Annotated in this window: 22 protein-coding genes; 12 read left to right on the top strand and 10 right to left on the bottom strand. The window is 58.0% G+C overall.

Annotation, left to right across the window (positions count from 1 at the left end):
- The first annotated feature begins 135 nt into the window (after nucleotides 1-135).
- The 6 genes from D8V06_RS10700 to D8V06_RS10675 all read left to right on the top strand — a co-directional run bounded on the left by D8V06_RS10700 (nucleotide 136) and on the right by D8V06_RS10675 (nucleotide 5,105).
- On the top strand, nucleotides 136-570 hold the full coding sequence (locus D8V06_RS10700) for a hypothetical protein (protein ID WP_130905609.1): 435 nt from the start codon (nucleotides 136-138) through the stop codon (nucleotides 568-570).
- Between the two features lies 1 nt (nucleotide 571).
- A complete protein-coding gene (locus D8V06_RS10695) occupies nucleotides 572-1,150 on the top strand; it encodes a hypothetical protein (protein ID WP_056855446.1) in 579 nt (192 codons plus the stop codon).
- 63 nt (nucleotides 1,151-1,213) lie between these two features.
- On the top strand, nucleotides 1,214-2,221 hold the full coding sequence (locus tag D8V06_RS10690) for a hypothetical protein (protein ID WP_056855447.1): 1,008 nt from the start codon (nucleotides 1,214-1,216) through the stop codon (nucleotides 2,219-2,221).
- 63 nt (nucleotides 2,222-2,284) lie between these two features.
- The gene (locus D8V06_RS10685; protein WP_056855448.1) at nucleotides 2,285-2,965 is read left to right on the top strand and encodes a C39 family peptidase; all 681 of its coding nucleotides are present in this window, start codon (nucleotides 2,285-2,287) and stop codon (nucleotides 2,963-2,965) included.
- Nucleotides 2,966-3,009: 44 nt separating this feature from the next.
- A complete protein-coding gene (locus D8V06_RS10680; RefSeq protein ID WP_056855449.1) occupies nucleotides 3,010-3,753 on the top strand; it encodes a hypothetical protein in 744 nt (247 codons plus the stop codon).
- 47 nt (nucleotides 3,754-3,800) lie between these two features.
- Nucleotides 3,801-5,105: a hypothetical protein gene (locus D8V06_RS10675; protein WP_056855450.1), complete on the top strand. Its 1,305-nt coding sequence runs from the start codon at nucleotides 3,801-3,803 to the stop codon at nucleotides 5,103-5,105.
- A gap of 58 nt (nucleotides 5,106-5,163) precedes the next feature.
- On the opposite strand, the gene D8V06_RS10670 is transcribed toward D8V06_RS10675, so the two are convergent.
- The gene (locus D8V06_RS10670) at nucleotides 5,164-6,489 is read right to left on the bottom strand and encodes a sigma-54 dependent transcriptional regulator (protein WP_130930942.1); all 1,326 of its coding nucleotides are present in this window, start codon (nucleotides 6,487-6,489) and stop codon (nucleotides 5,164-5,166) included.
- 345 nt (nucleotides 6,490-6,834) lie between these two features.
- On the opposite strand from D8V06_RS10670, the gene D8V06_RS10665 reads away from it, so the two are divergent.
- The 3 genes from D8V06_RS10665 to nhaB all read left to right on the top strand — a co-directional run bounded on the left by D8V06_RS10665 (nucleotide 6,835) and on the right by nhaB (nucleotide 10,260).
- Nucleotides 6,835-7,101, top strand: coding sequence for a hypothetical protein (locus D8V06_RS10665; protein WP_056855452.1), 267 nt, complete (start codon nucleotides 6,835-6,837; stop codon nucleotides 7,099-7,101).
- A gap of 287 nt (nucleotides 7,102-7,388) precedes the next feature.
- Nucleotides 7,389-8,678, top strand: coding sequence for a hypothetical protein (locus D8V06_RS10660; protein WP_130930941.1), 1,290 nt, complete (start codon nucleotides 7,389-7,391; stop codon nucleotides 8,676-8,678).
- 79 nt (nucleotides 8,679-8,757) lie between these two features.
- A complete protein-coding gene (nhaB, locus tag D8V06_RS10655; protein WP_130930940.1) occupies nucleotides 8,758-10,260 on the top strand; it encodes a sodium/proton antiporter NhaB in 1,503 nt (500 codons plus the stop codon).
- Between the two features lie 171 nt (nucleotides 10,261-10,431).
- On the opposite strand, the gene zwf is transcribed toward nhaB, so the two are convergent.
- Nucleotides 10,432-11,955, bottom strand: coding sequence for a glucose-6-phosphate dehydrogenase (gene zwf, locus D8V06_RS10650; protein WP_056855455.1), 1,524 nt, complete (start codon nucleotides 11,953-11,955; stop codon nucleotides 10,432-10,434).
- Nucleotides 11,952-12,932 (bottom strand): phosphogluconate dehydrogenase (NAD(+)-dependent, decarboxylating), encoded by a 981-nt coding sequence (gene gnd, locus D8V06_RS10645; RefSeq protein WP_056855456.1) that lies wholly within the window; start codon nucleotides 12,930-12,932, stop codon nucleotides 11,952-11,954. Before gnd ends, zwf begins: the two co-directional genes overlap by 4 nt.
- A gap of 273 nt (nucleotides 12,933-13,205) precedes the next feature.
- Here gnd and D8V06_RS30370 point away from each other — a divergent pair, with 273 nt between their 5' ends.
- The 3 genes from D8V06_RS30370 (at nucleotide 13,206) to D8V06_RS10635 (ending at nucleotide 15,710) form a co-directional block, all read left to right on the top strand.
- Nucleotides 13,206-13,382 carry a DUF6026 family protein gene (locus tag D8V06_RS30370; RefSeq protein ID WP_177336590.1) on the top strand — a complete coding sequence of 59 codons (177 nt, stop codon included), beginning with the start codon at nucleotides 13,206-13,208 and terminating at the stop codon, nucleotides 13,380-13,382.
- Between the two features lie 200 nt (nucleotides 13,383-13,582).
- On the top strand, nucleotides 13,583-15,325 hold the full coding sequence (locus D8V06_RS10640; protein WP_130907266.1) for a phosphoethanolamine transferase CptA: 1,743 nt from the start codon (nucleotides 13,583-13,585) through the stop codon (nucleotides 15,323-15,325).
- Nucleotides 15,326-15,494: 169 nt separating this feature from the next.
- Nucleotides 15,495-15,710 carry a hypothetical protein gene (locus D8V06_RS10635; protein ID WP_130930939.1) on the top strand — a complete coding sequence of 72 codons (216 nt, stop codon included), beginning with the start codon at nucleotides 15,495-15,497 and terminating at the stop codon, nucleotides 15,708-15,710.
- Nucleotides 15,711-15,823: 113 nt separating this feature from the next.
- Here the strand turns inward: D8V06_RS10635 and D8V06_RS10630 are convergent, their stop codons facing one another.
- The 7 genes from D8V06_RS10630 to D8V06_RS10600 form a co-directional block, all read right to left on the bottom strand.
- On the bottom strand, nucleotides 15,824-16,315 hold the full coding sequence (locus D8V06_RS10630; RefSeq protein WP_056855459.1) for a GNAT family N-acetyltransferase: 492 nt from the start codon (nucleotides 16,313-16,315) through the stop codon (nucleotides 15,824-15,826).
- A gap of 91 nt (nucleotides 16,316-16,406) precedes the next feature.
- The gene (locus D8V06_RS10625) at nucleotides 16,407-16,988 is read right to left on the bottom strand and encodes a DinB family protein (protein ID WP_130905615.1); all 582 of its coding nucleotides are present in this window, start codon (nucleotides 16,986-16,988) and stop codon (nucleotides 16,407-16,409) included.
- Nucleotides 16,989-17,006: 18 nt separating this feature from the next.
- Nucleotides 17,007-18,125 carry a cell division protein ZapE gene (gene zapE, locus D8V06_RS10620; RefSeq protein WP_130930938.1) on the bottom strand — a complete coding sequence of 373 codons (1,119 nt, stop codon included), beginning with the start codon at nucleotides 18,123-18,125 and terminating at the stop codon, nucleotides 17,007-17,009.
- Nucleotides 18,126-18,155: 30 nt separating this feature from the next.
- A complete protein-coding gene (locus D8V06_RS10615) occupies nucleotides 18,156-18,497 on the bottom strand; it encodes a nuclear transport factor 2 family protein (RefSeq protein WP_056855462.1) in 342 nt (113 codons plus the stop codon).
- Nucleotides 18,498-18,548: 51 nt separating this feature from the next.
- Nucleotides 18,549-19,265 carry a YafY family protein gene (locus D8V06_RS10610; RefSeq protein WP_130905617.1) on the bottom strand — a complete coding sequence of 239 codons (717 nt, stop codon included), beginning with the start codon at nucleotides 19,263-19,265 and terminating at the stop codon, nucleotides 18,549-18,551.
- Between the two features lie 160 nt (nucleotides 19,266-19,425).
- A complete protein-coding gene (gene speB, locus D8V06_RS10605) occupies nucleotides 19,426-20,385 on the bottom strand; it encodes an agmatinase (RefSeq protein WP_130930937.1) in 960 nt (319 codons plus the stop codon).
- Nucleotides 20,386-20,398: 13 nt separating this feature from the next.
- Nucleotides 20,399-21,490: a polyamine ABC transporter substrate-binding protein gene (locus D8V06_RS10600; protein ID WP_130930936.1), complete on the bottom strand. Its 1,092-nt coding sequence runs from the start codon at nucleotides 21,488-21,490 to the stop codon at nucleotides 20,399-20,401.
- Nucleotides 21,491-21,524 lie beyond the last annotated feature (34 nt).

Raw genomic sequence — 21,524 nt, 5'->3', positions numbered from 1 at the left:
ACAGCGTCGTTGCCGTGCGCCCGGACAAAATCCACAAACTATTGAATCCAAACACAAATTCAAAACAGGCATAGCTTTCGCTCTCTCCTTCACAACGCTGACCAGGGCCAGCCCACAAAAAGAAGGAATTGCACCGTGGGGACTTACACGAAAGGCTTGACCTGCCTCCTGCTGATCGCAAGCGCCGCCAGCTCGGTGCTCAGTTTCAATGTCCAGGCTGAAGGCGATGGCGTTATCGTTCTTCAACGGACTGTCCAGCCGGTGCACATCGGCCGCAATCAGGGCAAGGATCCGAATCCGGTTACCGTCAATACCAACCCCTCGGCACGCATCACTGGTGAACTGAGCGATGGCGACTTCGCCAACGTCGCCAGCGGCACCTCTTTCCGTGGCGCCAACAACCAGGCCATGGGCGGCATGCAGGGTCTCAACACTGTCACCAACCCCAACGGCATGCCCGGCATGGGTGCCGGCCATCAGGGCGGCAGCGGCAATGCGATTTCGGGAACCATCAACCGCGCCATGAGTTCCGGCCTCGCCCCACTGGGCAGACTGGCTGGAGGTCAATGACATGAATCGCTCCCTGCTTTTCCTCGCTTTGTTCGGCTGCGCCAGCGTCATGGCTGATTCCGGCGTGAAGGCCATCAACAACGCGGACATCCAGGATTCCGGCACGCAATACAGGGGCAACTTCAACGTCAACCAGGCCGCTGGTGACCAACAGCAACAGACCAACGTTCGAGCGATCGCCATTGGCACAGAAGCCGGTGCGACCACCATTGTCAACCAAAGACTCAATACGCCCGCCAATCCGTCAATGAACGCGACGGCCACCATCGGCGGCACTTCTTTCAGCAATGGCAACGGTGTACTGGGGGTCAACCAGAGCGCCGGGGCCAACAACCAGATGGCCAACGTCATGCGCATCAGCATCAGTGCTGCTCCGCAGGCGATTGACGATAGCGCCCTTTCGCAACAGAACGTGGCGTTGCTACCAGGCTCAGGAGCAACTGGCACCCCAACCGGCAGTCGCCAGGTCGTGACAAGCGACCAGGCTTTCACCGGCAGCCGAGGGGTGATTCAGGTGAACCAGAGTGCCGGGGTGGGAAACCGAATGGCTAACACCCTGAGCATCCGGGTCGCTGACTGACCCAAACGCAGTGCGATTAGAAAGTACCAACACTTAACCAACTAATAAGCACGGAGAAACACCATGAAACCTACAATGGCCTTAAAACCACTGGTTTTCGCTCTCGCAGCAGTGATGGCAATCGCAGCACAAGCAGGCGGTCGTGATGATCACGGTCATGGCAATGGTCACGGCAACGGGCACGGCAACAACGGACCTAGAGGCCCGTCTCTGGAACAAATTCTGCAGATCACCGCCGGTGCCGGGGCCACCGTCATGGATCAGCAAAGCAGCAGCGGCAACGAAGTACTGAACCAGGGCACCACCAACCGTGCCACTGTCGAAAACTCGGCCAATGGCTCCAACGGCAACGTGGGCCTCAACAACGCTGGTGGCGACGGCAACCAACAAGACAACGCCGCTGCACTGGCTACTGCTGACGAAAGCTTCATCTTCGGCACCGCAGTCGCCGCTTCCAGCGCTACTCAAGTGAACGGCGGCAACACCGTATCCAACTACTCCAGCACTGCTCGCGCAACCCTCGACAACGTGGGTAATGGCGGTTCCGGCAACATGGGTGTGAACAACGCTGCCGGCAACTTCAACCAACAGAAAAACAACCTGGCAATTGCCGTATCGGGCGGCCGTGTCGCACAAGCTGCTGCAGCGGCCAACCAAAGCTCCACCGGCCTGAGCGTTACCAACAATGCTGATCAGGCCTACTCCACCGACACGCTCACCGGGACCTTCAACGCTGCCGGGAAATTCGTCGCAGTCGGCAAGGCAAAAACCGAAGGCAACGGCGGCGGCCACGGTGGCCCACGTCATGGCGGCGGCCACGGTGGTGGCCACGGCGGCAACGGCGACACCACTTCCGACTTCGTAGCCGTAGGTGTATTCGGTCTGGCTGGCGTAACCACTCAACAAGTGATGACTCCAGACGGCTGGAAAAACCCTGTCACCAACAATGCCAGTGTCAGCAACGTAGGCAACAACTTCTCCGGCAACGCAGGGTTCAACAACGCTGCCGGTGTTGGCAACCAACAAAGCAACTCGCTGTCCATCGCTGCCGGCTGCAGAGCCTGCCTGTAATCGCGATAGCACTGAAAGCCCCGGCAACGGGGCTTTTTTCCTCAGTCCCAAGGCGTATCGACCATGCGTAAGACTGCCCTTATCGCCCTTCTCTGCCTGTCTGGCCTGACCGAGGCCGCACAGATGTCAGTGGCCGCCCTGCCTGGCGGCACACTCATCTACAAACAGGTGCAGAGTTTGCGTGAGCGCAAATTCAGCAACATTGTCGAACAGAAGACCGATTTCAGCTGCGGCGCCGCCGCGCTGGCAACGATCTTGCGCCAGGCCTATTGGCTCGACGTCGATGAAGAGCACGTCATCAAAGGCATGCTGGTCAATGCAGACCAGGACCTGGTTCGTACCCAGGGTTTTTCCATGCTCGACATGAAGCGCTACATAGAAAGCATCGGCATGCGCGCCCGGGGCTACAAGATCCCGCCGGAAAAGCTCGACGCAGTAACAATCCCGGTGGTGGTACTGACGGAAGTTCGCGGTTACAAGCACTTCGTGGTGTTGCAGCGTGCTGACAAAAACTGGGTCTACATCGCCGACCCGGTACTCGGTCAAAAACGCTACTCCCATGATGACTTTGTCAAAGGTTGGAACGGTATTGTCTTCGCTATTGTGGGTGCCGGTTACGAAAAAACAAATGTACTGCGCAGCCCACCGGAACCCCTGACAGCCAAGAACAAGCTGGATAACTTCAACCCGGTCAAAGATGCTGAATTGATGGATTTTGGTTTCATACAGAGCGACTTCTTTTAATCGCCAACAAGAAGATTTGGAGCAGGACGCTCCGGGAGCAGCACATGAAAACCTCTTATTGGGTGGCGGCTGCGTGTCTGGTAGCCAGCACCTCAGGTTTTGCCAATGGATTCAAACCCATCGAGATAAAAGATCAGGAGCTGGCCGAGCTGCGTGGTCGATATGTGATGCCGGGCAGGATCATCAGCTTCGGTGTGGTCATGAGCAGTACCTGGCGCAATGCCAGTGGCGATCTGATCGGGGCAACCACCTCAATGCAGATACAGGCCGCAACGGTAAAACCCGAGTTCTACGTTTCAACCTATAGCCAAAGCGGTAACGGTGGACCTGCCGAACAAGGCACCGGCAGTGTGATTGGAGGTGCAGGGCTCAACAGCACTCAGGGTATCAACCAGAGTGTGCGCGCCGCAGGTGACGGCAACAGCGCTTACAACAACATCGCCATTGATGTGAAAGAAGCCAGCCATGCGCCGGCTTTGGTACCGGCCCAAGGGCAGGCACTGATGGCCGGCCATACCATCACCGGCAGCAGCGCTGCGGGCAGCATTGCGGTTTCTGCCAGCAATGGCGGCGTGCAAATGGCTATTCAGGCCAACAACAATCAAGGTTCGGCCATCCAGCAAGTCGCCCAGGGCGGCCTGCTGCAAAACACTCGATTGCTGGGCAACAGCAACATGGTCAGCAACCTCACTCAGCTCAACGTCGTTCTCAATAACAATGGCCCGACTGCAGGTGCTTTGGACTGCAACCTGAACCAACTCACTGCCCTTCGCTCCCTGGGATATTGAACTACGCTGAGTCTCGACCATTAGGCATTAAAGGGACGGCTTGATTCATGTATCGATCAGTATCACTGCGTGCAGTTGTATGTTTGAGCACTCTGTTCCCGGCGGTGATGGTGCAAGCAGCACCGAATGCGGAAGTAGAGCTTCTGAAACAGGAACTTATGGAGCTGAAGCAACGATACGAAGCACAACAAAAAGCCCTGGCGGTTCTCGAACAACGGGTCCGCCAGGTTGAGGAACAACCGGCAGCCCCTCCTCCGAAACGCCTGGCCAAATCGCCAGCAGACATGAAAGGCAACTCGCAAGTCGCGGTCGGCACCGGTGCTGCAGCGGCTTCGGGAGGCGCAGCCGGGGGCGGCAGTTCCTACGGGCAGTCGCTGGCAGACGATTCCCAACCGGCACAAAGCGTTTCCAACCTGTATGACGAGGCCAGCGGATTCTTCGGCGGCGGCAGGTTCAGCGTGGAAACCGGGCTGACCTATTCGCGGTACGACACTCGCCAGTTGATCCTTAACGGTTTCCTCGCACTGGATTCTATCTTTCTGGGCAACATCAACCTTGACCGGATCAAGGCCGATACCTGGACACTCGACCTGACCGGTCGCTACAACTTCGACAACCGCTGGCAATTCGACCTGAACGTGCCGGTAATCTATCGCGAATCCACTTACCAGTCGGGCGGAGGCAATGGTGGCTCCGCCGGTGTGACAACCGAAGAAACCGTAACCCGCGATCCGGAAATCGGTGACGTCAACTTCGGTATCGCCTACAAATTCCTCGACGAGTCGGTCAACACGCCCGATGCGGTGGTCACCTTGCGCGTCAAGGCTCCTACCGGCAAGGACCCGTTCGGCATCAAGCTGCGCCAGGTGGACGCCAACTCCAACCTGTTCGTACCTGACACTCTGCCGACCGGTAACGGCGTCTGGTCGATCACGCCAGGCATTTCCCTGGTCAAGACCTACGACCCGGCCGTGCTGTTCGGCAGCCTGTCATATACCCATAACTTCCAGGAGTCATTCGACGACATCAGTTCAACGGTCGGACAGGACAACCCGGGCAAAGTGGACATCGGCGACAGCTTCCAGCTCGGTGCCGGTATTGCATTCGCCCTCAACGAGAAGATGAGTATGTCGTTCTCGGTATCCGATGTGGTGCAACGCAAAAGTAAAATCAAACAGGATGGCGGTGATTGGGAGTCGGTGGTGTCCAGTGACGCCAATGCGGGCTACTTCAACATCGGCATGACCATTGCCGCCACCAACGCCCTGACCATCGTTCCCAACCTGTCCATCGGCATGACGGACGATGCCCCGGACTTCCAGTTCAGCCTGAAATTCCCGTACTACTTCTGATCCACAATATAAAGCCTGGCTGCGATCTCAATCGCAGCCAGGCTTTTTTGTTGGCTGCCTAGCGAATTTGATGCTTGTGCAACAACCGATAGAACGTCGGCCGCGAAACGCCCAGCACCCGTGCAGCCACACTCAGGTTGTCGCTATGGCGATTCAACACATCGCACAGCGCCTGACGCTCAGCCCGAGTCTTGTAGTCCTCGAGCGTGCCCATTGGCGTGGCAATTGCCTGCTGGCTGATCAAGCCCAGATCCCGCGCTTCGATCTGCCGGCCTTCAGCCAGTACCAGCCCACGGCGGACCCGGTTGGCCAGCTCACGGACATTGCCCGGCCAATCATGTTTACCCATGGCAATCAACGCGTCTTCACTGAAGCTGCGAGGACGGCGCCCGGTTTCATGGCTGTAGAAATGGGAAAAGTGGTTGGCCAGCATCGACAGATCGCCATGACGCTCACGCAGTGGAGCTGTCACGACTTGCAGGACATTCAACCGATAGTACAAGTCTTCACGAAAGCGTTTCTTTTCAATCGCTGCTTCAAGATCAACGTGGGTCGCAGCCAAAACCCGCACATCCACGGGAATAGGCTGACTGCCACCGACCCGTTCGATGTGTTTTTCCTGGAGGAACCGCAGCAGGTTGGCCTGCAGTTCCAAAGGCAAATCACCGATTTCATCGAGAAACAACGTGCCGCCATTGGCCGCTTCGATTCGTCCGACCTTGCGTTGATGGGCGCCGGTAAAGGCCCCCTTTTCGTGGCCGAACAGTTCCGACTGGATCAGATGCTCAGGTATTGCCCCGCAATTGATCGCGACAAAAGGCTTGCTGTGACGTTGGGATTGTCGATGCAACGTGCGCGCGACCAATTCCTTGCCGGTACCGCTCTCGCCCCGGATCAGCACCGGCGACTCGGTGGGTGCCAGTTTGCTCAGCAGTTTGCGCAGCTCCCGTATCGGCTTGCTGTCGCCAAGCAATTCATGTTCAGGCTGATCGATGTGAACAGTGCCCTGACCGCGCAGGCGCGCCATGCCGAACGCGCGCCCGAGCGTGACCTGTACCCGGGATACATCGAACGGCAAGGTATGGAAATCGAAAAACCATTCACAGACAAAGTCGCCTACGTTCTGCAATCTCAGGACTTCCTGGTTGAGAACGGCAATCCACTCCGTACCGCTGCGGCTGATGAGTTCTTTGACGGCATCCGGTCGTTCGAGGTGAAAAGGCTGCAAGCGTAGCAGCCCCACGTCACACATTCGGTCGATGGCGTTTTCCAGCGAACAGCTGTCTACATCCCAACCCACGGAGCGCAATCCCGGTAATAGACGATGACAGTCGTCACACGGGTCAACCACTAATAGACGTCGTAAGGCAGGCGCTTCACTCATGACTGTTCCTTGGCGCCAAATTTAAGAAATTTTATTAAAAACAGTCATTTGGCGGACCTGGCTGTAACATTAGCAAGAATTTGACGTGTGCTTGTACCGATTGACTATAGGGTTATTGCGTAATTAGTTATAAGCAGGTAGTTGGATAGTTACCTAACGAACTTCAATCTTTCATTAAGCTTTCAAATAGCCACTTTCGCGTGGGTCTTTCGAAAGAAAGTTGAAATTTCTTTTGTTTGGGTGTGACCTGAACCTTGGTTGCGGACATCAGTACAAGTAACCAGCCGATTGGTAAGCCCAACCTTCGGCACCTCATTTGATTGGGCAATACTGAGAGAACATTCCATGAACGCCCCGATCCGTATCAACGAAGCTCTTTTAATTGCCGACCGCGCTTTCAAGCCTTTTCAGTGCGTGGCCTGGGCGCCACAGGATGGTAACGGTGAACTCAGCCTGACGGTTATTGACCGGACCAATACCAGTATAGGTCGCAAGCTGATCCCCAGCAGTGCCTACACCGATCCGGCACAGCTCGAACGTTTGCTTGAACAGGCCCGTGCCGAGTTGAGCGAAGAAGGTTACACGCTCCAGTCATGGTCGATGCCGCATTGATCCTTGTGCGGATTACTCGATGAGTAATCCGCGCCCTCTTTGTCTTGATTAGTTGCCTGGTCAACCCCGGCATATCTGTATTTGCGACGTATTGCTATTTGAACTTCGCAACGCCTGGATTCTTTGCAGGCTTGCCTTTGGTTCGAAAAGACACTGTTGTGGCGCACTACGACCCTCCGTCTGTTAGTTCTGTCAGTTGTGCATCCAAGCATTCAAGGATTGAATGATCTCCTTATCAGGTCGCCTCCCCCAATCCGGATAAGGACGACTCGCAAGGAGATGCGTGCATGTCAACCAAGTCCGTTTTAGCCTTCCCTCTACCCGCCCATTCCTCGGGACAGCTCGACACACGTTTTGCCTCCCATGGCCAAGCGCAGGTGTATTTCGCCGACAGTCTTTCAAGCATGACCAACGGGGTCACGATCGATTCCAGCGGCCGGCTGTTGGTGGCGGCGAAAGTCGGCATGGCGGACGGCAGCCGTTTCGGTCTGGCGCGCTTGCTGGAAGATGGCTCGGCAGATTTGGGCTTCGGCAAACAAGGCAGCATCATCGGCCAGTTCGAACCGGGCTTCGATGCGATGGCCGGGACGGTTCAGGTACTGCCGGATGGTCGCCTGCTGGTCATCGGCCTGCATTACGAGAATGCCCACCGCACGCTGCCGGCCCTGGCGATGTTCGACGCACAAGGCCGTCCCGTCCAGGAATTCGGTGACAACGGCCGTTGCGTCGTTCGATTGCCGGGCAATCTGTCCCATGGTGTGCGCGATGCCTGGCTGCCACCCGGCGTGCCCGGGGCCGAAGCTTGCGATATCAACGTCCAGGAGGATGGCCGGATTTTGCTGGTGGCCAATCACCATTTTGAGCTGGCAGACCACGCTGGCATTCTCATACGCCTCGACACCGATGGATCCCTGGACCCAACCTTCAATGGGCGAGGGTTCGTGATCGTCAGGCATTTGCTGATGAACACCTGGCTCAGTACGCTGAAACTGCAGAGTGATGGCCGCATCCTTGTCGGCGGCTCGATCAACTTCCCCGAGGAAGGTTTGCTGGCCCGTTATCACAGTGACGGCAGTCTTGATGAAAGTTTTGCCGTGGACGGTTTCATGAGCTTCAAGGCGCAGGGTCGCAGTGCCCAGATCAGCCACATCGTCCAGCATCAAAACGGTGACATTCACTGTTTTGGCAGCAGCCGCGATCCGATGCACTGTCTTGCCTTGAAAGTGCACAGTAATGGTCGTCCGGACATTCATTGCAACGGCGGCCTGCCGCAATTGCTGGAAATCGCTCGTGGAGGCAGTCAATGGACCGCCGCTCACCTGCAGCCTGATGGCCATGTGCTGACCGCCGGAGCCACCATCGGTGGTATCGAGGCCGATTTCCTGGTGGGCCGCTATCAACCTGACGGGCAGCTGGATTCGGACTTTGGCGACCGCACCGGATGGGTTCGCACGCGTCTGGGCCGCAGCCTCGACACGGCCACCTCTATCACCGTCCAGGACGATGGCAAGATCGTTGTCGGCGGCTATTCACTTGATGGCAACTATCGGGCAGTTGTCGCTCGCTATCTGGCCTAGTCAAAAGGTACTTTTCCTACACTTGATCTTCTTCTCCGCTTACGGCAACTTGCGCGCTTCTTTATACAAGGAGTAGCCGATGTCCGGTTCCATGGCCCAGGCGTTCGCGCATAACTTTCTCGGCAACTCACCCCGCTGGTACAAGGTTTGTATTATCGGTTTCCTGATACTCAACGCGTTGGTCTTTTGGACCGTAGGGCCGGTTGCCGCAGGATGGCTGTTGGTGCTGGAGTTCATCTTCACCCTCGCCATGGCGCTCAAGTGCTATCCATTGATGCCGGGTGGCTTGTTGTTGGTCGAAGCGCTGCTGCTGAAAATGACCACCCCTCAGGCACTTTACGACGAACTTCTGCACAACTTTCCGGTGATCCTGCTACTGATGTTTATGGTGGCGGGTATCTACTTCATGAAAGATCTGCTGCTGTTCCTGTTTTCACGCTTACTGCTCGGGGTTCGCTCCAAGGCAATGCTGGCGTTGATGTTTTGTTTCCTGTCTGCGTTCTTGTCGGCATTTCTCGATGCATTGACGGTGACCGCCGTGATCATCAGCGCCGCCGTGGGGTTCTATTCGGTGTATCACCGCGTGGCATCCGGCTCCGATCCGCGTCAGGACAGCGAGTACGGCGATGACCAGAAACTACCTGCACTTCATCATGGCGACCTGGAACAATTCCGCGCGTTCCTGCGCAGCCTGCTGATGCACGGCGCAGTGGGCACCGCGCTCGGCGGCGTTTGCACACTGGTGGGTGAGCCGCAAAACCTGTTGATCGGCCATGAAATGGGCTGGCACTTTTCCGAGTTCTTTCTGAAGATCGCGCCGGTCTCGTTGCCGGTGTTGGTGGCAGGCCTGGTGACCTGCGTAGTGTTGGAGAAGCTGAGCTGGTTCGGATACGGCACGTTGCTGCCGGACAACGTACGCGCGGTGCTGGCCAATTACGCTGATGAAGACAATGCCGAGCGTACTTCGCGTCAGCGCGCTGCATTGATCGTGCAAGGCGTGGCGGCCTTGATTCTGATTGTCGCGTTGGCATTCCATGTGGCGGAAGTCGGCCTGATCGGGCTGATGGTCATTGTGTTGATTACCGCGTTTACCGGTATTACTGACGAGCATCGGCTTGGCAGTGCGTTCAAGGACGCCATGCCGTTCACTGCACTCTTGGTGGTGTTCTTCGCTGTAGTGGCGGTGATTCACGATCAGCAGTTGTTCACGCCGCTGATCCAATGGGTGCTGGCCCTGCCCGCCGATCAACAACCGGGCATGCTGTTCATCGCCAATGGCTTGTTGTCTGCCATCAGTGACAACGTGTTTGTCGCGACCATTTACATCACCGAAGTGAAGCAGGCATTCATCTCCGGACACATGAGCCGCGAGCATTTCGAAACGCTGGCCATTGCGATCAACACCGGCACCAACCTGCCAAGCGTGGCAACACCCAATGGCCAGGCAGCGTTCCTGTTTCTCCTGACATCCGCTATTGCACCGCTGATTCGACTGTCCTATGGACGCATGGTCTGGATGGCCTTGCCCTATACCGTGGTAATGGGTGCGTTGGGTTGGTATGCCGTGAGCTACTGGCTGTAATCGCTCTATCCCTGCTGGGGCTGCCGAAGGCGGCGATTTCTTGATCTTGAACTTGAAGAACAAAATCAAAAAATCGCAGCCTCAGGCACCTCCAGAGGGCGGTATCTGAGGCTCGAACCCCACGGGCAGCAGCAACGTGCCGTCCAGGTCATCGGGCAGAACGCGGGTCGCTCAGTCCAAACAATGCCAGACCCGACCATCACGGCTCAGCAGTTCTTCAGCGGACGGCGGACCGTCCTCGCCCGCCGCGTAACCTTGCACCGTTGAATCCTGCTGCCAGGCATCGAGAAAGGGTTGCACTGCGCGCCAGCCATTCTCGATGTTGTCGGCACGCTGGAACAGCGTCTGATCGCCGGTCAGGCAATCGTAGATGAGCGTTTCGTAGCCGGTGGACGGCTGCATCTCGAAGAAATCCTTGTAGGCAAAACCCAGTTCGATGTTGTCCATCTTCAAGGCCTGCCCTGGCCGTTTAGCCAGCAAATCGAACCACATGCCTTCATTGGGCTGGATCTGGATCCGCAGATAGGTCGGGGCCAGTTCATCGACTGCGGTATCGCGGAATTGCGCGTAGGGCGCCGGTTTGAAGCAGATGACGATCTCGGTGTCACGCACACTCATGCGTTTGCCGGTGCGCAGGTAGAACGGCACGCCAACCCAGCGCCAGTTGTCGATCATGACTTTGAGGGCGACATAGGTTTCGGTATTGCTGTCGGGGGCCACCTTGTCCTCTTCGCGATACCCCGGCATGGGTTTGCCGTCGACTTCGCCAGCGGTGTACTGCCCGCGCACCGAGTTGGCCCGGGCCTCTTCGACCGACCAGGGGCGGATCGCACCAACGACCTTGGCTTTCTCACTGCGCACGGCGTCAGCGGCAAAAGCAGCCGGTGGCTCCATGGCAACCATCGCCAATAATTGGAACAAGTGATTGGGCACCATGTCGCGCAGGGCGCCGGTGTGTTCGTAGAAACTGCCACGGGTTTCCACGCCGACGGTTTCGGCGGCGGTGATTTGCACATGGTCGATGTAATGGTTGCTCCAGAACGCTTCGAACAGGCTGTTGGAAAAGCGGCTGACGAGAATGTTCTGTACGGTCTCTTTGCCCAGGTAGTGATCGATGCGGTAGATCTGCTTTTCCGACATGACCTTGAGCAAGCAAGCGTTCAACGCTTCGGCGGTGTGCAGGTCGGACCCGAAAGGCTTTTCGATCACCACCCTTCTGAACGCCTCGGGCGTTTCTTCCAGCAGACCGGAGGCGCCGAGGCGGCGAACGACCTCACTGAAGAAACGCGGCGCGGTAGCCAGGTAAAACACCGCGTTGCCAGTACCGCTGTCGGCAATTTTCGCCGCCAGCGCTTGATAGGTGCTGTCGTCCAGGAAGTCGCCCTGGACGTAGCTGATGTTTCTTGCGAGTTGAGCCCACAATTGCGGATCAAGAGACTGATCTCCCTTGCCGACCTTGGTGGCCACTTCGTTGCGAATGAAGTCTTCGAGTTTTTTCGCGAAGCCTTCATCGCTGATGGCGTTGTGGTCAACGCCAATGATCCGCAGTCCATCCCCGAGTAACCCGTCGCGCTTGAGGTTATACAGCGCCGGCATCAGCAGACGCTTGACCAGATCACCATGTGCGCCAAACAAAAACAGAGTGGTCGGTGGTGCGGGTTCAGTCTTGGATTTTCTGCGGATCGCATGGGTCATTTTTTCGCAGTCTCCACGTGGCCGCCGAAGCCGAAGCGCTGCGCCGAAAGGACTTTGTCGCCAAATGAGCCCTGCCCGCGTGAACGGTAGCGAGAGAACAGCGAGTTCGACAGCACCGGCACCGGCACCGCTTGTTCCATGGCGGCTTCAATGGTCCATTGACCTTCGCCGCTGTCGGCTACGGAGCCGGAGAAACCATCGAGTTTCGGATCGCTGGCCAGCGCGTCGGCAGTCAGATCGAGCAACCATGAGGACACCACGCTGCCGCGACGCCAGACTTCGGCAATGTCGGCGACGTTCAGGTCGAAGCGCTGATCTTCGGGCAGTTTCTCGCTGTTCTTGGTCTTGAGGATGTCGAAGCCCTCGGCAAAGGCCTGCATCATTCCGTACTCGATGCCGTTGTGGATCATCTTGACGAAATGCCCGGCGCCAGCAGGGCCGGCGTGGATGTAACCGCGCTCGGCACGGTCGTCATCGGACTTGCGGTCTTTGGTGCGCGGGATATCGCCCATGCCCGGTGCCAGGCTTGCGAACAACGGGTCGAGGCGCTGAACGGTCTCGGTATCGCCGCCGATCATCATGCAGTAACCGCGCTCCAGGCCCCAGACGCCACCGGAAGTACCGACATCGACGTAGTGCAAACCTTTTTCGGCGAGGGTTTTCGCCCGGCGGATATCGTCCTTATAGAAGGTGTTGCCGCCATCGATAATAGTGTCGCCGGCTTCGAGCAAGGTGCTCAGGGTGTTGATGGTGTCTTCGGTCGGTGCGCCTGCCGGCAACATGACCCACACCGCTCGCGGCTTGCTCAGGCCAGCCACCAGGGCCGGCAGATCGGCTACGCCGGTGGCACCCTCTTCGGCCAGGGTTTCGACAAAAGCGGTATTGCGGTCGTACACAACGGTGGAATGTCCGTTGAGCATCAGGCGCCGCGAAATATTACCGCCCATGCGGCCCAGTCCAATAATCCCGAGTTGCATGTGCTGATGCTCCCTACTACAAATAAAAAGTGTGTCAAAGGTTATAGCCCAACGCGACTCATTCGGTTTAGTCCAGCGAGCAGGCGTGAAGTTTCCGGGCATTGTGCCCGATCCTGATTGATAACGTCGGGAATCGTGCCGAAGACACACCGACCATGAAAAATAAAAAAGTTCCCTTCGGGGGCAAAAGAAATCAAAATTGGCGCCGATAGTAGATCAGCCGCTGATTTCAGGCGGATCTACAGTTGAGACACGCCATTTGCGAGGTGAGCAATGGGCACAGTACACACCGCACTGCCAGCACAAACCCTTTACGTCACAATTCGTCGCGATGAATTGCGTCAGTTGAAAGATGAGCACGAGCAAATGAAGCAGGAGCTGGCGCACTTGCGCTTGCTGATCCAGGGTCAACAGCCGTTAGCGGTGACCCAGCGCGCCCCTCACGCCTGATCTCTCGCTTGAATCGGAAGCAGCACCGCCCTGCTTCCGACACGCCATAGCGCTTTGCCAGTCCTGGCAACTCACAAAGTTTTCACATCCGCTTGTTGATACTCCGGTTCATTGTGGCCGCTCGGTATGCGCGCGCCTCCCGTTCGTCGGCGACTTTGCAGTGGCTCGACGGTGGAAGTGAATAGAGATTGGAGCGGTGAATGTCTTGGTTTAAACGCAGCGAACAGTCTGCGAATGGTTTCGATTGGGCAGGCTTTCTCTGGCTCTTCCTGTTCTTCTGGTATTTTTCCGGCATCACCCAACTGCTGATTCAGTTGACCGGCACTTCCGGTTTTTCCGGCTTTCGCCAAGCCTTCGTGATGAGCGCCATCTGGCTCGCGCCGATGTTGCTGTTCCCGAAACAGACCCGCGTCATGGCCGCCGTGATCGGTGTTGTGCTGTGGGCCTGCTCCATGGCCAGCCTGGGTTACTTCTTTATCTATCAGCAGGAATTTTCACAGAGCGTCATCTTCATCATGTTCGAATCGAACGTGTCTGAAGCCGGCGAATACATGACGCAATACTTTGCCTGGTGGATGGTCCCGGCCTTCCTCGCCCATACCGCCTTCGGCTACTTCCTGTGGACGCGCTTGCGCCCGGTGTACCTGCCGCGCGGCAAGGCTTTGGTCGCAGCCACAGCGATCCTGGTGGCCGTTGTCGGTTATCCATTAGTCAAGCAAACCCTGCGCACCGGCAGTTTTGCCGCCGGCTTCGAAAAATTCGAAACCCGTATCGAACCGGCAGTGCCTTGGCAGATGGCTGTGGCCTACCACCGCTATCTGGACACACTGGCCGGTATGCAGGAGATGCTCAACAGCGCCAGCACGATTCCACCCCTGCACAACTTCAAGGATTCGATGGCCAACCAGCCCTCCACCCTGGTGCTGGTAATCGGTGAGTCCACCAATCGGCAACGCATGAGCCTGTACGGCTACCCGCGCAAGACCACGCCGGAACTGGACAAGCTGAAGGATCAACTGGCGGTCTTCGATAACGTCATCACGCCACGCCCCTACACCATCGAAGCGTTGCAGCAGGTATTGACCTTCGCCGACGAAGACAACCCTGACCTGTACCTGAGCACGCCTTCGCTGGTCAGCATGATGAAACAGGCCGGTTACAAGACCTTCTGGATCACCAACCAGCAGACCATGACCAAGCGCAACACCATGCTCACGACGTTCTCCCAACAGGCCGACGAGCAGGTGTACCTGAACAACAACCGTAACCAGAACGCCGCCCAGTACGACGGCGACGTCATCGAGCCGTTCAACAAGGCCTTGGCTGACACAGCGCCGCGCAAGCTGATCGTCGTGCATTTGCTCGGCACGCACATGAGTTACCAGTACCGCTACCCTTCGACTTTCGACAAGTTCAAGGATCGCAATGGGGTTCCGGCCGGTGTCCGTGACGATCAGTTGCCGACGTACAACAGCTACGACAACGCGGTGCTGTACAACGACTTCGTGGTGTCGAGCCTGATCAAGGACTACGCCAGGACCGACCCGAACGGCTTTTTGCTGTACCTCTCCGATCACGGTGAAGACGTCTTCGACTCCCCGGGCCACAGCACGCTCGGGCGCAACGAAAGCAAACCGACAGCGCCGATGTACACCATCCCGTTCATGGCCTGGGCCTCGCCAAAATGGCGTGAAACCCATGACTGGAACTTTGCCGCTGATCTGGGGCGGCCGTACAGCAGCTCCCATCTGATCCACACCTGGGCAGACCTGGCGGGCCTGAGTTTCGATGAGCTCGATCGTAGCAAGAGCCTGGTCAGCGACAGCTTCAAACCTCGCCCCTTGATGATCGGCAACCCCTACGAGCGGCAACAGCGGGCGTTGATTGATTTCAGCCTGATCAAACCGAAAGCGCCGGTCGCGGCGGAAGTTGTCCTCAAATAGTCAGTTCATTGCAACACAAACCCGGTGGGAGCACGCTTGCTCCCACCGCAGATTCAAAGATGTGCAATAGCGTTCCCATTTAACGGAATCGGCGGATAATGAGCGTTCGACTTTGATTCATTGACTCATGGACGACAGGCATCCGACATCTTTAAGTGGGAGGCACACCATGAAACGCACCACACTCATTCTCGCCGCACTCATGACATTTGGCTCCACCAGCGCCTTTGCCGAAGGCGGCGCCGAACGCATGAGGTACTACTTCGAAACGCTGCGCTACAACCAGCAACTGGCACTGGGCAATATCACGCAAAGCCAGGCCAACGAGCTGCGGGTCCCGGACGACCAGACCGCACAAATGACTGAAACCTACAAACCGAAATGATTGACCTGGCTACTTGCTTGCAAGCGCGAGCCTGCTCGCGATGATCGCCGACGATGGCGCGTGAACTCTGATTCACCGCGGCGTATTCGCCTTCTTCGCGAGCAGGCCCCCTCCTACAGCGGCTTGATCCAGAACATCATGCGCCCGTGGGCGGGGTCGAACTCGCCTGGCGCAAAGCCGAACTTGCCGTAGGAGGCTTGCGCCACCGCATTGCCCTCCAGCACCTCCAGAGTGATTTTGCAGCAGCCACGCTGACGGGCGATTTCTTCGACCTTTTGCAGCATCCGCTGGCTCAAACCCAACCCGCGAAACTTCGGCACCACCGCCACATCGTGGACATTGACCAATGGCCGGCAGGCAAAAGTCGAAAAGCCTTCAAAGCAATTGATCAGCCCGGCCGGTTCGCCATTGACGAACGCCAATACGCTGAACGCATGCGCGCGCTTGGCCAGCTCGCCCGGTAGATGCTCCAGAACACTGGCGGCCAAGGCATGACCGCCGCCCATCGGGTCCTGGGCGTAGCTGTTCAGCACCAGCCCGATGGCTTCTGCATGCACCGGGTTGGTGTAGCTGGCTTGCAGTACAAGAATTTCTGCGGAATCCATTTCCATCCTCGATCGAAAAAAGGCCCCGGAACGCAGTTCGTCCTGGAAGGCCGGCGTGACGATATCGCGAGCAGCAAAAAATCGAAAGGTCCTAATGCCCCCAGATCAAGGCTTCGGTCCAGCCTAACTCGGCGAAATCCTGTGCCCGCAGGGACGATTCACCCGCGCAGAAAAACTCGTCCAGTTGCGGTGGTTTGACCCGCGTTCCACTGAGCATCGCGTGAACCTGGCCACGATGATGGATCTGATGCTCGAACAGATGTGACAACAGACGCAAACGGCTGTCGTACTGCGGCGTATCGCGGGCAATGGTAACGATTTTGCCCAGATCGGCGTCACGCATCTGTTCGCAATAAGCGATCAGGCGTCGGTCAACATGTGCCTGTTCGCGCTTGAGATCCACAGCGCGGGTGAACGGCTCGTCCTCATTGAAAAACACTTGGCAATCGGGATGAGGCTCATCGCCGCGCAGCTCCCGCTCAAGGGCATCCACGTAAAACCAGTCGCAGGTCAGGATGTGATTCAGGGTCGCGCGGATACCGGGAAAGAAACTGACGCGGTGCGCCTGCAGCTCATCCTCGCTCAATTGGCACCAGGCCTTGGCCAGGCGATGATTGGCCCAGGCGTTCTGGTAAGCCATGGTCAGCAAGTGATGCGAAAGAGGTTGATTCATGGTCATTCCTCCTGGGTTTCAAACCTCGGCGAAACGTTCCAGCTGCATTTCCTGCAGACGGCTGAGCGTGCGGCGGAACGGGAATTCCAGATAACCCTCGGTGTACAGCGCATCCATCGGCACTTGCGCTTCGAGGTATAACGGCACTTTGCGGTCGTAGCACTCATCCACCAGGGCAATAAAACGTCGCACGCCGTCGTCGTGCACCGACAACTGCGGCAACTCCCGGTCGCCGGCTTCCACACGCACGGCCGCGTCTTCGGTGCCCCGGGCAATGCGTCCGGCACGTTTTTGCGCGCTGAGGTTGGGCACGTCACTCAGCACAATAGCGCTGAAGGTGTCACACAAAGCCATGAAATCCATGGCGGCGAACGACTGCTCACAGAGATCGGCGTAACGACACCAGAGCACGGATTGACTGGCTTGCACCACAGCCAGCGGTCGATAACCCACGTTGATCGGCGCGCTGGAAACCGTTTGCCCCACGGTCAGGACCTTGAACACATCCGCCAGCGGACTGGGCTGTCCGGGTTCGGCAACCCAGTAGCGTTGCAACCCCTGCCCCGGATGCAGACGATGATCCTCGCCGCCGTCGACTGCAATCACCTGCATATGCTGTTTGATCGCGGCAATGGCCGGCAAGAACCGGTCGCGGTTGAAGCCATCGGCATACAGTTGATCGGGTGGAAGGTTGGAGGTGCAGACCACCACCACGCCCTGTTCGAACATCACCTGGAACAGGCGCCCGAGAATGATTGCGTCACCAATGTCATTGACGAACAGCTCATCGAAGCACAGCACCCGCACTTCTTCGCTCAATTCACGCGCCAGCGCCTTCAGCGGGTCAGCGGTACCGGTCAATTGAAACGAGCGCTGGTGCACCCAGCCCATGAAATGGTGAAAGTGCTGCCGCCGGGCCGGCACCCGCAAGTGCTGGTAAAACTGATCCATCAACCAGGTCTTGCCGCGCCCGACCGGCCCCCACAGATAAACGCCCATGACGGGCGAGCGCCCTTCATGCAGCGCCTCATGGCACTTCTGCAAGGCCCAGACGGCATGTTCCTGGGCTTCGGCCTGGACGAAGCCCTTCTGTTCGATGGCGTGTTGCCAGGCTTTGAGTGGGGAGTCGACATTCATGCGCGGCAGTATGCCACCAGATCGCGACAGCTACAGTGAAATGTCCAACCGGGCGATCTTGCCCTGATCATTGAGGCGGAACATGTAGCGCAACGTCAACGGACTGCCGGGAAATGTGCCGGAAATCAGGCCGTTGACCAGCACCTTTCCAGTGCGTTGCTGCACTCCCAGCACTTCGACCCGTGGCTGGTACCGCTCGGCCGTGTCCTGCATCCATTGGGCGATGGCCTGGGTGCCGACCCGATGCTGGCCCTCATCGAACACATTGGCATCTTCAGCGAAAAAACTGCCGACGCGCGAAGTGTCACGGGCATTGGCGGCAGCAATGTAGGCGGCGATGGCCGGCGCCAGCGCAGAAGCTGAATGAGACATGATATGGCTCCTTGTTGGTTGATTCTGGAGCCATGCTAGAACAGGTGAATGTCAATTCTTGTCAGGAGTGAAACGCCCTGCATCGTCCAGTTGCATCTGCTTGCGCCATGTTCGCAGCAGGTCGCTGCGTCGCCCCGGATAGCGCTCGCCCTGCTCCCTCGCTTGCGAAATACGGTCTGTGCGAAAGGTGCGATAGGCACTGCGCAATTCGCACCAGGCGACGATGATTCGCACCTCATTGAGAAAACCCAGGGCCAGTGGCCAGATCAACCGCTGACTGGGCACTTGCTGCGCGTCTGCATAATCGATGTGCAACTTGGCTTGACTGCGAATGGCCTGGCGAAACACGTTCAACGGCACCGCATTTGGCGCAAAGCCATAACCGGACGGTCCCGGCAGAACGGTCGGGTTGTGCAACGCGTCCAGCGCTTCCGGCGCCAGTACCGCGGCAATCTTGGCCAGGGCGTCGGCAGCGGCTTTGCTCAATACCTCATCCCCTCGCTGGTCGACATAACGCAAGCCAAGCACGATGGCTTCGGTTTCATCGGCATTGAGCATCAACGGAGGCAGGAACAGACCGCTGCGCAACACGTAGCCAATTCCCGCCTCGCCATAGATCGGTGCACCGAGGGCGGTGAGTTCGGCGATGTCGCGATACAGCGTGCGTTCGGAGATCTCCAGTTCCCCGGCCAGCGTCGCCGCCGTCACCGGCCGGCTTCGGCCGCGCAACACTTGCAGCAACGTCAGTAAACGAGTGGTTCGCGACACGATCGGCAGGCCCAGTCCGGAAATTCGAGTGAGCTTAGCAGAGGCCACTGACAGAAATTGGCAGTAGCAAACACCTCAGATTCGGGCGCCATCATAGCGCCCGCTTGAAGTGTGCAAAATCATTTGGCCAGTTCAGCTTGCTCCCACGGGAGATTGCTACTTAACGGTCGACCTTATGTTTTGCCGCATAGAGGCACAACATTTCCATCGCCAACGTCGCCGCCGCGAGCGAGGTGATGTCTGCATTGTCATAGGCTGGCGCCACTTCCACCACATCCATGCCCACCAGATTGATCCCGCGCAAGCCGCCGAGGATTTCCAGCGCCTGCACCGTGCTCAATCCGCCACACACCGGCGTGCCGGTCCCTGGGGCGAAAGCGGGGTCGAGGCAGTCGATGTCAAACGTCAGATACACCGGATTGTCGCCGACCCGCGCCCGAATCGCTTCGACGATTGCATCCACGCCACATCGATGCACCTGTCGCGCGTCCAGCACCTCAAACCCCTGATGATCATCGTTGGTGGTGCGCAAGCCGATCTGCACTGAGCGCGACGGATCGACCAGCCCTTCCTTGGCCGCGTGCCAGAACATGGTGCCGTGGTCGATGCGCTTGCCCTCTTCGTCCGGCCAGGTGTCGCTGTGGGCGTCGAAGTGGATCAGCGACAGCGGCCCGTGTTTGCGGGCGTGAGCCTTGAGCAGCGGATAGGTAATGAAGTGATCGCCACCAAAGGTCAACATCGCGCTGCCGGCACCGAGGATATGTTCGGCGTGGGCTTCGATGGCTTGCGGAGTCGACTGTGGTGAACCGTAATCGAAGTCGCAATCGCCGTAATCGATCACCGCCAGATGATCGAACGGGTCGAAGGCCCACGGCCAGTGGCGTTCCCAGGCAATCCCGGTGGACGCTGCACGAATGCCGCGTGGCCCGAAGCGTGCGCCGGGACGGTTGCTGGTGGCGGTGTCGAACGGCACACCGCTGACCGCCACGTCGACACCGCGCAAATCGCGGCTGTAACGACGGCGCATGAAACTGGTGATGCCAGCGTAAGTACTTTCGGCCGCGGTGCCGTAGAGGCTGTCACGGGTGATGGCTTGGTCGTTCTGCGCTGGGACGTCCATTGAAGGCTCCTTGTTATTGACGGCTACGGAAACTGGTCCATACGCGGGTGCGCTGGCGCATGTCCTTGAGGCTCATGCTGCGGTCGGCATACAGCCGCTCACGCACCTCGGCGGGCGGGTAAATGTCCGGGTCGGTGCGCACAACCTCATCCACCAGCGACGTTGCAGCCTGGTTGGCGGTGGCGAAAAACAGGGTATTGGTCAGTGCGGCGACGGATTCAGGGCGCAGCATGAATTCGATGAACTGGCGCGCCGCTTCGGGGTGCGGTGCATCCTTGGGGATTGCCAGGTTGTCCTGCCACACGAGCGTGCCTTCCCTGGGAATCCGGTAGGCAATGTCATAGGGCTTGGCCGCCTTGCGCGCCTGTTCGGCGGCCATGCTCGCGTCACCGTTGTAGGTCAGTGCCAGGCACACACTGCCATTGGCCAGATCATTGATCTGCCGGCCGCTGGCGACGTACAGCACCGATGGCTGCAATTGCTGCAATAACGCCTGGGCCGATTCGAGATCGCGCTTGTCGGTGCTGTAGGGGTTTTTGCCCAAGTAGTGCAGTGCCAGGCCGATCACCTCTTGCGGTGAGTCGATGATCGCAATGCCGCAGTCCTTGAGCTGGTGGGCATATTCGGGCTTGAACAGCAGGTCCAGGCTATTGAGCGGCACGTTCGGCAGGCGTTGTTTGACCGCCTGCACATTCATTCCCAAGCCCAGCGTACCCCAGGTGTAGGGCACGCCGTAGCGGTTGCCGGGATCGACCGCCGCCAGTTTTTCCAACAGGTCGGGATCAAGATTGGCGTAACCCTTCAAGCCATCGTGGGGAATGGCTTTGAGTGCACCCGCCGCCAGGCCGCGTGCCAGCACACTGGAGGACGGCACCACCACGTCATAGCCACTGCCACCGGTCAGCAGTTTGGTTTCCAGCACTTCCGGCGCATCGAAGGTGTCGTAGCGCACATGAATGCCGGTCTCCTGCTCGAATCGCTTCAAGGTTTGCGGTGCCACGTAATCGGCCCAACTGTAGAGGTTGAGCACTTTCTCCTCGGCACTGGCCGACGCGGACACGACAAGAAACAACGCGGGTAAACACAGCTTGAACGTGGGAGCCATGACGAACACCTGACCATTGGAAGTGGTTGCAGGA

Origin of the sequence: Pseudomonas sp. Sample_24 (assembly GCF_004307605.1) — a bacterium.
Classification (GTDB): domain Bacteria; phylum Pseudomonadota; class Gammaproteobacteria; order Pseudomonadales; family Pseudomonadaceae; genus Aquipseudomonas.
This window is presented reverse-complemented; position numbering and strand designations above follow the sequence as displayed.